This window comes from Singulisphaera acidiphila DSM 18658 (genome assembly GCF_000242455.2).
Classification (GTDB): domain Bacteria; phylum Planctomycetota; class Planctomycetia; order Isosphaerales; family Isosphaeraceae; genus Singulisphaera; species Singulisphaera acidiphila.
In genome coordinates, this window is record NC_019892.1 from 6,230,082 (window position 1) to 6,244,063 (window position 13,982).

The following is a 13,982-nucleotide window of genomic DNA, read 5'->3' on the forward strand; positions in this document are numbered from 1 at the left end:
CCTTTTGCGACTGAACCCATTAGCTTGCAGAAAGGAACAACACCGAAGCCCGGTCGATTTTGCAAGTCGATATGACACTGGATTTGAGTTCATGATTTATTTGTTGTTTTTTTTATTTATTGCGAAAACTCTGATATTGTTGATTTTTGTGTTATTGCTTTAGGGGTCTGCTGTTGTAGTGCCCCTCATGCCTCGCGTCATAATAACCATCGCGCCGGGGAGGGATGCCGACAGACGCTATTCCCGCCGAGTCCATCTGGTTTGGCCGGGATCATTTTGTGGGCGAGATGAAGGCGGCCGTGTGTCGCTTGGGGGAGAAGACCATGTCGATTGCGCGGCGCAGGTCGCGGTCGGTGACGGATTCGAGCTCGCGGTCCAATTGGGTAGAGTTGAGCCCCAACTGCTCCCGGCGACCCAGGGAAAAGGCAACGCCGTAAGGGTTGCGGGCAAGCATCGAGGTGGGGACATTGGCCAACCCCAGGAAGGGCCCAAGCTGCGCCCGAGCGGCCGTCAGGTCGCGGTCGGCGAGTTCAGGTCCCAGGGTCTGGGCCACGAACGCTTCGAGTCGGGTGAACGCTTGAGTTGCGGTCTCGCCGTGGGGGGCCGGAGCAGACACGGCCACGATCGTGCCATCGTCCAGCGGTGTGAAGTAGACAGGGAACGGGAAGGCCGGGCCGGCGCCGAGCTTATCCATGCCCGCCCAGAGTCGCGAAATCAGCACCAGGAACGGCGCGTAGAGTTCACTGCCGGGCCGGGGTGCGAGGTAGGCCAGGCAAGCGATGGGCTCGTTGGCGGACCGGAAGGTCGCGATGGCCAGTTCCCGCGTGGCCCCGGGTTTCAGCGGGCCGAATTTTCGGGGTGTCGGGGGCGCCTCGCCGGTTGGGAGCTCGGCGAAATGGTCTTTGATTGCCCGGCTCGCCATCTTGGGGTCGATGGCTCCAGCCAGTGCGATGATTGCGTTGCGAGGCTTGTAGTAACGCCGCCAGTGGGTCGTGACTTCCTCCACAGTGATGGCTCGGACATGCTCAGGCAGGCCGCCGCCACGGCCACCGGCTGGTGCGGGTCGGGCCAGCTCTCGGGCGTGGTTGAGAGCCGCCAATGCAGGGGATCGCTCGAATATGTTGGCGACTTCCTCAAGGAGCCGCGACCGCTCCCTGTCGAGGTCGGCGGCCGTGATTTTTAGGTCGCTCATGCGGTCGGCGGCATCCTTCAACTCGGCCTCCAGGTTCTTGGCCGGGAAGGTGGTGGCGAGGACCGTGTACCGATCGCCGGTCTGCCCGTTCGACCCCGTAGGATAGCGGCTGGCGACTCCCTCGACGGTCCGGGCTTTCTCATCGCCAGCGGCCGCCGTGAGGTACAAATGCTCCACCATGTGGCCGAGTCCGGATCGTCCCGCAGGGTCGTGGTTCTCACCGACCGAGTACAGCACGACTAGGGCCACCTGATCGGCCTCTGCGATTGGTTGGAAGATTACTTTCAGGCCGTTGGCGAGCTGGAAACGCTCCACGTTGGGCTCCCGGACCTGGGTGGCATCCGGCTGCTTCGCTGCCTCGGGTGCCTTTGAGGCCAGCGCCTGGGTTGTGTGGGCGGGCGGAGACGGTGGTTGGATCGGTGCATGGCGAACGAACGCCCACGCACTGGTAACGGCGACCGTCAGCAGGGCGGCCGTGGCGGATTTCCAGTGAGCGTGGAGCATCGGATACTTCACTCCTTCCATGAGCGCGGCCACTTCGGCCGAGATCGCACCGACGAGGCTTGCGCGTCCGGCCTCGAGCCTCGTCGCGGTCCCGATCGTCCGGTGGATCAGGTCGGCGGGGACGGCCGATGCCGTGTCGGCGGCAAGCGTCGCGGCCAGTGCTGTCAGGGAGGGCGCCAGGCCGCGACGGACCAGCCGGTCACGGAGCCGCTGCCGGGCTCTGGCGAGGCGGCCTCCGACCGTGCCGGCCGGACACCTGAGCAATGCGGCAGCCTCTTCGCGGCTCATCCCGCCGAGGTCGCAGAGCACAATCGGCGCCCGGTAGCGCTCTGGAAGGAGCTCGATCTCGTCGCGGATGAGGGAGAGGAGCTCCGACCGCTCGAACTCGCATTCTCGTTCCGCCTCCCTCGGCTGGAAGGCCAACTCGCGCCTCCGCCTCCGTGCCTCGGATCGGTGGGCCTGGCGCGAGACGCGGCGGGCAACCCGGTATAGCCATCCGCTAAGCGAAGGGCCGACGGGGAACGTTCCGATCCGACGGAGGAGGACGAGGAATGTCGCCTGGAACGCGTCTTCTGCATCGGCGGTGGTCCCGAGTAAGCCGCGACAGACGGCCATGACCATGGGGGCGTGCCGTGTCACCAGGAAGGCGAATGTCTCCTGGTCTCTGGTCGCAGCGTAGCGATCGACAAGTTCCGCGTCGGACAGCCCGATCAAGGTCCCGTTCTCAAGCAGGCGGCGCAGGAGAGGACGCGGTTGGGGGAGGGGGGCATTCGCCATGGGGATAGGTTCCCGCTTCCGTTCCATTGAATTGGCGCGACGGCCTCACCTTTGCGCGATCTCAGACCTCGACGAGGCTGGAGGATTGCCGAAGGGGAAGCTCAATCCCGGGTCGCTCTCCATTGATGTTAACTCGGGCCGGCCCCGCGATGATCCATAAAATGAGAATGGCCGCCGAGTGAGGACTTGATACATATTTCTGAATCACGCCAGCCAGTTTTCGACGGCATTCGCGGAGGAGGATTGGGTCTGGAGACCAGGGGAGTTCAGTGAATATTTGTTGTTCTGTACGTGTTTATGTGCTTGGTTAAGGTTGCATGCCTGATCAAGATCGGTTTTTTCGTAAGAGGGGGGCGGCCTCCATCCCGATATCCTTATCATATCGATGGTTAAGATGATCGGCCGTGCCTCCTTCTATGGGAAGCGTGTGGGCCAATGACGACGCCACGGCCGATCGGCGGGTGCGGCCTGAGCTGGATCATTCGGCCAAGGGGGGCAGGGCCAGCGCATATCAAACACGCTGTAGTGAAAGGACTTGCGTGAGGTAGTCCGTATTAATCATACAGGACATCATCTTTCCACGTAGGCTATCCTTGTCGGGATGACGCTTCAGCAGCGTCACGGCGAACCGCCGAAGCCAGCTCAAGTTGTTCCCCAAAGTCCGCTCGCGAGTGCGGTGCTCATCTTCGCGAAAGTTCACATCGAGCACCCAGTGCATCGACTCGATACTCCAGTGACCGCGGACCGCTTCGCCGAAACGCTTGCCGCTCAGATAGTGGCTGCTGAGATAGTAACGCACCTCGTCCGACTCCGTCCCATCGGCATGCTGCGTGATTCGCACCGCATAGCCAATTGCCTTGATCCAGGGCCAATCCTTCAGCGGCGCGAAATCAGTCGGCACCTTGACCAGATAATAGGAACGCTCGTCGATGCGGCCGTGCCCGGCATCACGGGTCTCGTCGTATCGATAGTGGAGGTCCTCGAGATCGCGTTCCAGGTGGTCGAGGAAGAACGCTTGGATCGCGGTTGCGAGCTTCGGCTGATTGTCTTTGACGGCGATCACGCAGTCGCCGCCACCGTCAACGATCTGCTCGACAATCGCTTTCTGGCAGCCCATCGCGTCGATCGTGATGAGCGTATCCGTGAGGTCAATCTGCTCGAGAAGTTTTGGGATGGCTGTGATCTCGTTGGACTTGGCGTCGGTGGCCACCTGACCCAGCGCAATGCCCTGCTCGCTGGCCCAGGCGCTGACAATGTGCAGATTGCCAAGACCTTTGGCCGCATCGTGCGATCCGCGACAGGCTTTGCCGTCGATAGCGACGTGTCGGCGGGAGTTCTCAGTGTCGGCGGGGATCGCGTCGCAGATCCAGTCCTGGAAGCAGCGTTGAAAGGCTTCGGGTTTCAGCGCCATGAGCAAGCGTCGGATGCAATCCCGTGAGGGGATGCCGTTGGGCAGGGCCAGATGCAGGGCCAGCCAGGACTCACGATTCTTGGCCCAGCGATGAATGGCGGTAGGGCCATCGCATCCGCAGATGACGGCGCAGACCGCGATGACAGCGATATCGACCATCAAGTGCCGACGATTGCGTGCGTGGCGGGGATCGGAGAGCGATTCGAAATAAGAGCCGATGGAGCCGACATCGACGGGCTTGGCCATGGGAGGCATCCTGGGATCGGTCGGTGTCGGCCTCCGCACACCCGGAGTGCAGTAAGCCGATTCACGAGGACCGATTCAAAGATAACGAGCCACGGTCTGTCGCGCCAGACTACTCAGGCCGCACAGTTATACGCGCTGGCCCTGCCAAGGGGGGCAAGTTACCGGATTCTGCGAGCAATGCTCCGTCGAAATGCCGATGGAAACGGCTGGGGTTCCTTGTTCTTCACTGTGTGCGAGGTCCAGGGCTGCGACCTTCTTGAGCGTTTTCGCCGAATCGAGTTCAATGCGTCGCCAGAAGTCAACCGGAGGCGAACTTTCGGGGTAACAGATCCGTTCAAGAATTTCGGATTGATAGGAGTCCGAGCGATGAGAGAGCGTGATGGTGGCATCGTGGCCGCCGGGATCACCCGCCGTGACTGGTTGAGCGCAACGGCGGCGAGCCTGGGAGTTGCGGCGTCGGTCCGGGCCGACGAACCTCAACTCAGCTCTGACGAGGCGCAATCGCGGGACGATGTGCTGGCGCGGGCCAAGGAGGTTGGGATCGGCCGGCTCAAACTCCGGGTCACGAAACGCTTCTTCGCTCTGAGCGATGCCCCTGACGTCTTCACGACGCAGGCCTTGGACATTTGCGAGAACCTGTTGACGGACTATCTGGAATACTTTCAAACCCGCAAGTTCGCGATCCATCCGCCGGAGCGTCGCCTTACTCTCGTCATCCTTTCCACCCCCAAGGAGCAGTTGAAGTTCTTGGGGGACGATGACCCCGAGGGGGAGGCCGAGCCCGTTTTCGATCCGGATGCCAATCGCCTCGTTTTCTTCGACCTTCGCGCCGGCGGCGCCCGGTTTCGCGCCAATCGTGAGCGGGGCAATACCGTTACACTCTGCCACGAGACGAGCCTCCTCTTGTTCGAAAACACCGGTTTGCTACACCCAGACGCGGATGTACCGGACTCCATACGTGACGGGTTCGCCGATTTCTTGGAAAACCGCCCCCCCACCGGCCGTTGGGCGGCTGGCAAACCGAACGCGGGCAAGCTCGCCCGTCTTTCCGGCCAGCGCACGGTCCCCTGGATCTCCGTCGAGCGCCTGCTCGGTGACGATAAGGCGTTCGAAGATGCCGCGACGATCCGAGACGCCGAGGCGGAGAGCTGGGTCCTGGTCGATCTCTTGATCCGATCCCCTGCGCGGCTCCCCGGGTTCTTACGCTACCTGGAAGCGATCAATGCACGACGCGAACCCGGGCATCGCCTTGCAGACGCTCGTGCCCACCTTGGCGATCTCGACACACTCGACAAGGAAGTCCAGGCGATGGTCGGCACGTGGAGGACTTTCTATGAGAAACTGCTCGAGACGCAAAAGCCTTCGCGCTGACGGGCCGCCCTCGCGCCCTCGTTGTACGGAAGACCTCCGAGGTGAAGATCGCCATCGGGACGCCTCGGTGTGTCGATGGGGCACCTATTACAGGTCATCGAAGAAGGATGGCTTTAGCCGGACAGGCAGGCTCGAATTTGCGTTAGTCGTTGACTTTGCATGTGAGAATTTGAGGATTCGTGCCGATTCGCCCTTGCGCTGAATTTCTGGCAAGGGCTTCGACGACGGAGAATCGCACGATCTGAACGGGGGGCTGAGCATGGCGTGGAACGGCATAGACCCAGCGACCGTCCCCTGAGAACGCAGGGGGGCTGAGGAGAAACCTCCCCGCGAACTCGACCGCCTTCTTCTCATCGACGGAAGGCAGGTACGACGGATTCTCGGTCACGATCGGCGCGAGTCTGAGACGATGGTCCTTTTCGGATTCGCCGCGGGCGAGGTAGGCAAGAAAAAGACGGCCATCCGCCGCCGTCGATACCGCAGGGAGTTCTTCGATGACCATGGGCTCGGCCAAGTCCCCACCCTCCTTCGAGATGAGCGGGGCCCCCGCCACGATCGCCGAACCGTTTCGGCTGAGTTCCAGCCACCACAAATGGGTTTCGGATTCATGTCGGGGGACCACACGCGCCAGGAGTCCGTCGCGTGCGATGGTGAGCGATACGATAAGCTTTCCCCTCAGCCTTGGGTCGGTTGGCCAGGTGGGCGCCGAGATCCTCATCAGACCCGGCGGAGGTTGGGCCTGCCAGATGAGTGGGCGGGGACTCTGCTTATCGTCGGCCGTCGGATTCGAGTTCCGGGGATCCTCAAACGAGAATCGGTAGATATGTCCGTCTGTGCAAGCGAAGAGGATTCGCGCGGTGGTGTCTGGGAACCAGCACGGGGGGCCCGCCGGGATCGTATCCATCTCGATGCGGTCGAGCACTTCTCTGCCTGGTAAGGCGTATCGCGTCAGACCGATCGTGAAATCCTTTTTGAAGCTCGATTGCCCCATCCAGAAGGCAGCGAGATGTGTGCGGCCCCAGCGATCCTGCCAGGGTGAACAGCCGGCGTATTTGAGTAAGGGCGAGTCAGCGAGCGGGAAATGCACGATCTTGCTCGTATTGACGTCAAGCATGCGAAATTTGGCGGGGCTAGGACTGAAAAGATACGCGTTGATCGAGTGATATCGAGGAAACATCACTCGGCGTCCCTCGGATTTCATGGAACTCCGCCCCAGGCCGAGGGCAATTGTGGTGAGGATCCCGGCCGTGGCGATGAGCAGACGTACCAAACCTCTCGACGGTAACCACACAGTCACTCTCCAGCAATTCCCCATCCGACGGCTGTTCTCTGAGGAGAAGAGGGGCCGGGGGCTTGCAAGTTGGCCGTCGAACGACCCATGATTCGTTCCTATGTTTTATGAATGCGTTCGCACGCACTTTTAAAATGCACGTGGTCGAGTGGTTTGTTACAACTTTTTCCCAGTTCTTGCGTGATTGAGCATGAAATGCCGGCCAACCAATCTCCTCGATCAGCCAATCAAGGAATTGACGATACCGAAAATGGTCGAATTCGCTGAGACGCTGTTGCGAACGGAGCGCGATCCGTTCCGGGTGGAGTCGGGGGCTGTCGATCAGGGTGGCGGCTTCGACCTCAAGGGGACAGACCGATTTTGCCGACAGGATCTTGCTGAGGGGTGGGATCACCCGAAGTTCGCGACTCCACTTCCTTGCGTTGGCGAGTTCAGTCTGCCCATGGAGCACTCGCGGAAGTTACTCTAAACGGGATTGAGATTCGTTGAACCCGAAACCCGCGCCCGATCTCAACGGGCTGTTCGGAGCACCGCGAGCGATGCCCATTCTTCGTCAGATCGCACAACTCGGCCACCCTGTCCTGCGGTCGGCCGCCTCGCTGATTGACCTCCCGATCTCAGCCGAATTGCGGACCCTCGCCGATGACATGCTCGCAACCCTCCGGGAGGCCGACGGCGTCGGAATCGCCGCGCCCCAGGTGTATGAGCCTCTCGCCTTGTTCATCGTCGCATCGCGTCCGAACCCTCGCTACCTCGACGCCCCGGCGATGGAGCCCGAGATTGTCATCAACCCTGAGATCGTCGGACGATCGGAGGAGATGGTCAAGGGCTGGGAGGGCTGCCTGAGCATCCCCGGAATCCGGGGTCTCGTGCCGCGGCACCGCTGGATTCGGGCTCGCTACCGGACTGTCGAAGGCATTGAGGTCGAACGCGAGTTCATCGATTTCGTCGCCCGAATCTTCCAACACGAGGAAGATCACCTGCAAGGGATCGTCTTCTTGGACCGGCTTGACAGCACGCGCGACCTCATCACCGAGTCCGAGTATCGGAAGCAAGGTGTGGGCCGGTGCTGAGCCACTCGAGAAGCCAACTCTTGCGACGACGCTGGTCGGATTCGGATAATGATAAAGATATATGAATTGTTTATTTTTTTTGTTATTGGTGATGTTTTTTTGTGTGGTTTTTTACGAACAGTGTTTTTGTGGTTCAAGGTGTGTGTTAAGTCGAGCAAGTCCTGAAACAGAGTGGGATTGTCGGTGGCTATCGACGATGGCAAGCGGTACGACTTCCACATCGATCGTACTGTTCGTCCCCAAAGGGGGATCGACCCGCCGACGGGGGATTGCGTGAATCCATCAACCGTAGGCCTATCTATCGTACGATCGGCCTTTTGGGAACTGGTGGGCTGGGCCCATTCCTTGAAAAGTTCCGTTGGCAGACAAAGAGGTGTGGTGCAGCGCAAGACTTACTGGCTAAGGAGTAGCGATGGGATGCCGATGACTTTCGGGTCGCGGACGGATATAGTCAGGGCGAAGGAGGACGATCCACAATTGCCCCAGAACAAGGAGGTATCGCCCGTTCACCTTTGCGGATTTGGAGATTCTGGTTACCGCAACGGCCGGGCCTATTCGTTAATGCCACCACTGAGCAACAAGCGTGTGGTGATTGTTGTATTGAAATGCGTGTGTGGATTGCTTGTTTTGTTGTCTGGGTTTTCTGATCCGACCGTTAACCAAGGAGGTAAAGATGCGTTGTCAAACGCTGTCGACAGTGTTCCTGGGATTGGGGCTGGTTGGCGGAATCGCGGTCATGGCGCAGCAACGCGATGTTACGGTCTTTGCGGGGCAGAGTAAATCCCGACCGGTACTCGCTCAAGCTTCGGTTCCTTTGCCCAACGAGCTCCAACAGACGCCTGGGTCAGCATTGCCCGTTTCGCCGGAAGAATCCCAGCCAGAGTCGGTTCGCTCACCGGTCCCTTTACCGACTCCATCACAGGACCTACAGCCCTCAGCGGGTGGTGTCCCTTTACCGACTCCATCACAGCACCTACTGCCCTCAGCGGGTGGTGAGCCTGCGTCCGGGGAACAGCAACCGAACGACCCGATGGACGACCTGAAAGCGTTCCATCAACAGAGCCGTCAGAAGGCTGAAGACCATATCAAGGCGCTGACCAAGGAGGCGGAGACGCTTCGCGCGAGGCTTCAAAAGGTGGAGGCCGCACTCGAGGGCTGGAAGGCGCTCAGCATTGCCTTGGAGCAGGATCCGGACCAGAAGCCTGTCTTATCTGTCCGAAGAGGTTTCCGAAGGAGCGAGGAGGAACCGCCGACGGACCTGAGTCCGGCCCCGTTGGAATCGATCCCGCAGGATCCTGCTCTCCCATCGATTCCCCCTCAAGCCAGGTAAGGGCCTGGGGTTACTTGCGAGATGCGGTGGGGGCTGCGATGAGTTTGTGGGAGACCGCGGGGCTTGAATATATTCAAGCCCGGTGCGGTCATTCACAAGTTGATGAAGCAAGAGGGACCGCGGAATTCGCGTGAATCGCGAAAAAAAGAGTGCTCAAGGCTTGGCTGAGGTATCGAACGACAGCGGGCGCGAAAGTCATGACCTCTGGAGCACGTCCATTACAGGGACGTACGGGGGAACAACGCTTTCAGTTTCCCCGCCTTCACGGATTTGTCCGCCCCCTCTTTGCGAATCATGTCGCTGGCCAGCACGCCGCCCGATGATGCGAGTTCCTTGAGTTTCTGAGAGGTGAAGGGTCCGGAGCTTTTCGCTCCGGCTCGGCTGATGAACCATTGGGAAGCCATTGAGTGCTCCTGAGAGTCAGAAATTGATGGTATCCTGAGAAAGCATAAATCAACATACCAAAGGTCTTGACTTTTTTCAAGAGCCTGGTCATTTCTCGCCGATCGGCCCCAGGTTTTCCATGGATGGAGTCGGTTTTCGCACGAGACTGGAAGCTTTGGGGGTGTTCTGCAGGACGAAGCCAAGGTGATGGGCGCAGTGCATGCAGTGAAATCGGGTCCATTCGCCCCGTCGGAGCGGCCCGAGACGGGGATGAGCGGGGAACGGCCCGTTGCTTGCAGAGAACCGCTGGATCGCGGCGCTGAGGGATTGGGCTTCGGCGGAGGTGTCGACGGTCCGGGGTGGCACCAGAGTCGGGTGGGAGGCGTGCTGCTTCTCGGGAAAGAAGCCCGACCTGAAGAAGCGACGATAGGCGATCCCTTGCACCCGGGTTGGTTCCGAAGTGTCTGGTTCCCCCTCCATCGAGAGTGCGATTCCCGCCGTGAGGTGATGGAGGATTTGTCCGAGGGACCACCGGCCGACCGTGGTATGGCCTTCCAAGAGGTGTTCCACATCGGGCATGACTTCGTCGAGGCGGGCGAAGGTCAGGTCTCGTCGTTGGGACATCATGCAACACGCTCCTTCTTCGGACAAGTTGACACGAACAAGGGGGCGATTCGGGGCGATCCAAGATTCCGAAGCGAAAGGTGGCCCCACCAAACCAACGACCTTCCGGGACGATCATTGAGGCTTTGGGAAGTACGTACTTTCAGAACGCAGTCCTCCAAAAAGAAAATGACCTTCTGCCCCGTGGTTCCCGGGAGGGAAGGTCATCGTCGTCTCATGATGGCTGCTTGGCCGAGTGCTCAGAAGTTTTTGTTCCAGAGGTATTGTCAATCTTCGACGGGCCGGCAAAAAGTCCGAAATCAGAGAATGCACCTACTGGATTTCTCGGGGTTCTCGAACACTTTACGGTGTGAAAATCGACTTTTTGCCGGCTCGTCGAAGATTGACAATACCTTGGGCAACGGTCCTAAACGGTTTACTTCGATGTTTGAGGCTTGGATACCCATCCTAAACCGCCGCAGGAGCAAATCACAACCCCGGAAAGATGCTCCTGACCCGGTGGAAATGTCGGTCGACCCGACCCCCGGCAATCAGGACACGCGATGGCATCTCGGGGCTTCGGAGGCAACAGGAATTCGAGTTCCGGGTGAAGTTTGGTTCCCTGAAACAGCCCCATATTTCGCAAGCGTTCGTCGTGGACTTGCTCGATTTCACCAGGCTCGTCAACGTACGGAACGTAGACAATCTCACCTTCTGGTCGCAAAGCCATGAAGCCCGTCCAATCGAAGAGAAGCGGCAGCACGTTCGCTTTAGCGACAGTTTCATGGACGTGGGCATAGATAGATGTCGAGTCCTCGATGAACTCGGCGATCCGCCTTTCGACTTTCTCACGCTGAGCTAATGACAAGTCAACGTGGTTGAGTTTCAACTGCGGCGGGTTCTCGACCTTTGATCGACTTCTCCTCTCCCACCCGATTTTCATCAATCGGCCAATTGCCCGTAAACCGAGCCAAAGTCCGAAGAACAAGACGAGCAGGGAGAGCGGTGCCATCCCGTTACCTTGATTGAAAGGATCGATGCGGAGGCAGAATTCGATGATGGGCCAAAGGCCCCACAAGTCGTAGATCCTAGCCACTCGCCATTGCTTCGACATCGCTCTCTGAGCTGTGAGGGCTGCTCGCTCCCAACCTGCTGCCTGTTTGAGCCACGATCCGCTGGTCGGGGCCTCCATCTGCTCGGGACAGAGCCGAAGCGTCTCCGCTTCCTTCGTAGCTCGGTTCCAAGGGATGCCTCGGGAAGCCCATCTCCGGCAGGTGGTCGCTCGTGCAGTGAAGAGTGTGCTTTCGTTGCCGCAGAGATAAGCCATCAAATAGTGAGGGTTGGCTCGCTCGATGCAGCACAGGCGGAGTCGGTTAATCGCCGGGCCGCCCCCGAAGGCGACGGCGACAAACGCCACCACGAATATCATTCGCCTTGTCGTCATAGGAGGAAGTCTCACAGGTTTCGACCCCTCGTTGACCTGACCGCGTGCCTCGCTCCTGATGCCTCCACCCGTGGGGGCAGGGAAGCTTTCCCCTCTCACTTACCGGGGTAGGCATCACAGTGTGACGCCCGTTAGAAGGGGTTTTCGGGATCGATGGGCGACGAGTGCCGATCGGCCCGGTTCGCACAATCGGCTCACTGCTTTCATGGTTCTTGCCTGGAATGTCATCGGCATGACCAAGGTCAAGGCGTGGTCAAAAGCGTTCGTAATGGAACGAGCGGAGGAGGTCCTTGGCGTCAAAATCGAGTTCGATCCAAACCAGGGATTGATCCTGCGTGATCGTCATCTAACTCGTGCCATCGGGCCTTTTGCCTTCGGAACTCGGCGGTCCCACGATGGCTACGACTTCGGGCTTCGTCATCCCGACCCGCAGGGCCAGCGCATATCAAACACGCTGTAGTGAAAGGACTTGCGTGAGGTAGTCCGTATTAATCATACAGGACATCATCTTTCCACGTAGGCTATCCTTGTCGGGATGACGCTTCAGCAGCGTCACGGCGAACCGCCGAAGCCAGCTCAAGTTGTTCCCCAAAGTCCGCTCGCGAGTGCGGTGCTCATCTTCGCGAAAGTTCACATCGAGCACCCAGTGCATCGACTCGATACTCCAGTGACCGCGGACCGCTTCGCCGAAACGCTTGCCGCTCAGATAGTGGCTGCTGAGATAGTAACGCACCTCGTCCGACTCCGTCCCATCGGCATGCTGCGTGATTCGCACCGCATAGCCAATTGCCTTGATCCAGGGCCAATCCTTCAGCGGCGCGAAATCAGTCGGCACCTTGACCAGATAATAGGAACGCTCGTCGATGCGGCCGTGCCCGGCATCACGGGTCTCGTCGTATCGATAGTGGAGGTCCTCGAGATCGCGTTCCAGGTGGTCGAGGAAGAACGCTTGGATCGCGGTTGCGAGCTTCGGCTGATTGTCTTTGACGGCGATCACGCAGTCGCCGCCACCGTCAACGATCTGCTCGACAATCGCTTTCTGGCAGCCCATCGCGTCGATCGTGATGAGCGTATCCGTGAGGTCAATCTGCTCGAGAAGTTTTGGGATGGCTGTGATCTCGTTGGACTTGGCGTCGGTGGCCACCTGACCCAGCGCAATGCCCTGCTCGCTGGCCCAGGCGCTGACAATGTGCAGATTGCCAAGACCTTTGGCCGCATCGTGCGATCCGCGACAGGCTTTGCCGTCGATAGCGACGTGTCGGCGGGAGTTCTCAGTGTCGGCGGGGATCGCGTCGCAGATCCAGTCCTGGAAGCAGCGTTGAAAGGCTTCGGGTTTCAGCGCCATGAGCAAGCGTCGGATGCAATCCCGTGAGGGGATGCCGTTGGGCAGGGCCAGATGCAGGGCCAGCCAGGACTCACGATTCTTGGCCCAGCGATGAATGGCGGTAGGGCCATCGCATCCGCAGATGACGGCGCAGACCGCGATGACAGCGATATCGACCATCAAATGCCGACGATTGCGTGCGTGGCGGGGATCGGAGAGCGATTCGAAATAAGAGCCGATGGAGCCGACATCGACGGGCTTGGCCATGGGAGGCATCCTGGGATCGGTCGGTGTCGGCCTCCGCACACCCGGAGTGCAGTAAGCCGATTCACGAGGACCGATTCAAAGATAACGAGCCACGGTCTGTCGCGCCAGACTACTCAGGCCGCACAGTTATACGCGCTGGCCCTGTCCCGACCCGCAAGCCGTCCGATGACGGCAATCCCCATCCCTGACACGTCCATATACAACTGGCGGGGAGAGTCAAGGCGATGCCGAAGATGCAGGCGATCATGGTGCGACGTTTCATAGAGCCGCTCGGACAAGCCGGTTTAGGGTGGTCTAGCTCTTCATCCAACCAAGGCTCAACCGTAGACGGCTGGACCCAGCCCTTGATGAGTCGGTGCTCCGCTATTGTCTCGCAACGACGGCATTGGTGCCAACTTGAAGGTGGGGGCCGGATGACATTCACGCAGAGGCATCCCATCGTCCTGGCCCCGCACTACGGGCACGCCTGTCGGCCCGCGATTATGCGGTACGGAGCCACAACACCGGCGACGTAGAGGTCGTACACAAGGAAGTTCGAGATGGGAATCATGAAGAGGATCAGCGGCAGGGGATCAAACTGTGAATTCAAGATCCATAAAAATAAGGATATTAGGATTATCGTACTTATAAACTGCTAGATCTTGAAACGAAGCCTCGATATCTTCTGTCCCCTTCCCATCATCGAGGTCTTGCGAGTTCCTCGTCATTCAGTCAAGGCAAATTACGACGTAGACACAGGAGCACCTTCCAACTAGAATCTCGCCG

At 59.5% G+C, this 13,982-nt stretch carries 12 protein-coding genes; 5 read left to right on the plus strand and 7 right to left on the minus strand.

Annotated elements, in window-relative coordinates; translation table 11 throughout:
* Nucleotides 1-271 precede the first annotated feature (271 nt).
* Both SINAC_RS24480 and SINAC_RS24485 read right to left on the minus strand, forming a co-directional pair.
* Entirely contained in the window at nt 272-2,473 is a 2,202-nt protein-coding gene (locus SINAC_RS24480; protein WP_015248249.1) for a sigma-70 family RNA polymerase sigma factor, read from the minus strand.
* 511 nt (nt 2,474-2,984) lie between these two features.
* On the minus strand, nt 2,985-4,130 hold the full coding sequence (locus tag SINAC_RS24485) for an ISAs1 family transposase (protein WP_015243931.1): 1,146 nt from the start codon (nt 4,128-4,130) through the stop codon (nt 2,985-2,987).
* Nucleotides 4,131-4,496: 366 nt separating this feature from the next.
* Between SINAC_RS24485 and SINAC_RS24490 the strand changes: the two genes are divergently transcribed.
* On the plus strand, nt 4,497-5,501 hold the full coding sequence (locus SINAC_RS24490; RefSeq protein WP_015248250.1) for a hypothetical protein: 1,005 nt from the start codon (nt 4,497-4,499) through the stop codon (nt 5,499-5,501).
* A 142-nt stretch (nt 5,502-5,643) separates the two neighbouring features.
* Here the strand turns inward: SINAC_RS24490 and SINAC_RS24495 are convergent, their stop codons facing one another.
* Nucleotides 5,644-6,816, minus strand: coding sequence for a hypothetical protein (locus SINAC_RS24495; protein ID WP_015248251.1), 1,173 nt, complete (start codon nt 6,814-6,816; stop codon nt 5,644-5,646).
* 226 nt (nt 6,817-7,042) lie between these two features.
* On the opposite strand from SINAC_RS24495, the gene SINAC_RS24500 reads away from it, so the two are divergent.
* The 3 genes from SINAC_RS24500 to SINAC_RS40185 all read left to right on the plus strand — a co-directional run bounded on the left by SINAC_RS24500 (nt 7,043) and on the right by SINAC_RS40185 (nt 9,195).
* Nucleotides 7,043-7,261 (plus strand): hypothetical protein, encoded by a 219-nt coding sequence (locus SINAC_RS24500; RefSeq protein ID WP_154673796.1) that lies wholly within the window; start codon nt 7,043-7,045, stop codon nt 7,259-7,261.
* 70 nt (nt 7,262-7,331) lie between these two features.
* A complete protein-coding gene (gene def, locus SINAC_RS24505) occupies nt 7,332-7,865 on the plus strand; it encodes a peptide deformylase (protein ID WP_015248252.1) in 534 nt (177 codons plus the stop codon).
* 673 nt (nt 7,866-8,538) lie between these two features.
* A complete protein-coding gene (locus tag SINAC_RS40185; RefSeq protein ID WP_015248253.1) occupies nt 8,539-9,195 on the plus strand; it encodes a hypothetical protein in 657 nt (218 codons plus the stop codon).
* A gap of 218 nt (nt 9,196-9,413) precedes the next feature.
* On the opposite strand, the gene SINAC_RS24515 is transcribed toward SINAC_RS40185, so the two are convergent.
* From SINAC_RS24515 to SINAC_RS24525, 3 genes are all read right to left on the minus strand, one after another.
* Nucleotides 9,414-9,599 (minus strand): DUF4339 domain-containing protein, encoded by a 186-nt coding sequence (locus SINAC_RS24515; protein ID WP_015248254.1) that lies wholly within the window; start codon nt 9,597-9,599, stop codon nt 9,414-9,416.
* A gap of 88 nt (nt 9,600-9,687) precedes the next feature.
* A complete protein-coding gene (locus SINAC_RS24520) occupies nt 9,688-10,206 on the minus strand; it encodes a DUF1569 domain-containing protein (RefSeq protein ID WP_015248255.1) in 519 nt (172 codons plus the stop codon).
* Nucleotides 10,207-10,618: 412 nt separating this feature from the next.
* Nucleotides 10,619-11,611, minus strand: a complete 993-nt coding sequence (locus SINAC_RS24525) for a hypothetical protein (protein WP_154673797.1) — start codon at nt 11,609-11,611, stop codon at nt 10,619-10,621.
* 247 nt (nt 11,612-11,858) lie between these two features.
* Between SINAC_RS24525 and SINAC_RS40195 the strand changes: the two genes are divergently transcribed.
* The gene (locus SINAC_RS40195; RefSeq protein WP_154673798.1) at nt 11,859-12,086 is read left to right on the plus strand and encodes a hypothetical protein; all 228 of its coding nucleotides are present in this window, start codon (nt 11,859-11,861) and stop codon (nt 12,084-12,086) included.
* Here the strand turns inward: SINAC_RS40195 and SINAC_RS24530 are convergent.
* Nucleotides 12,072-13,217 (minus strand): ISAs1 family transposase, encoded by a 1,146-nt coding sequence (locus SINAC_RS24530; RefSeq protein ID WP_015243931.1) that lies wholly within the window; start codon nt 13,215-13,217, stop codon nt 12,072-12,074. The two genes, SINAC_RS40195 and SINAC_RS24530, sit on opposite strands and share 15 nt — an antisense overlap.
* Between the last annotated feature and the right edge of the window lie 765 nt (nt 13,218-13,982).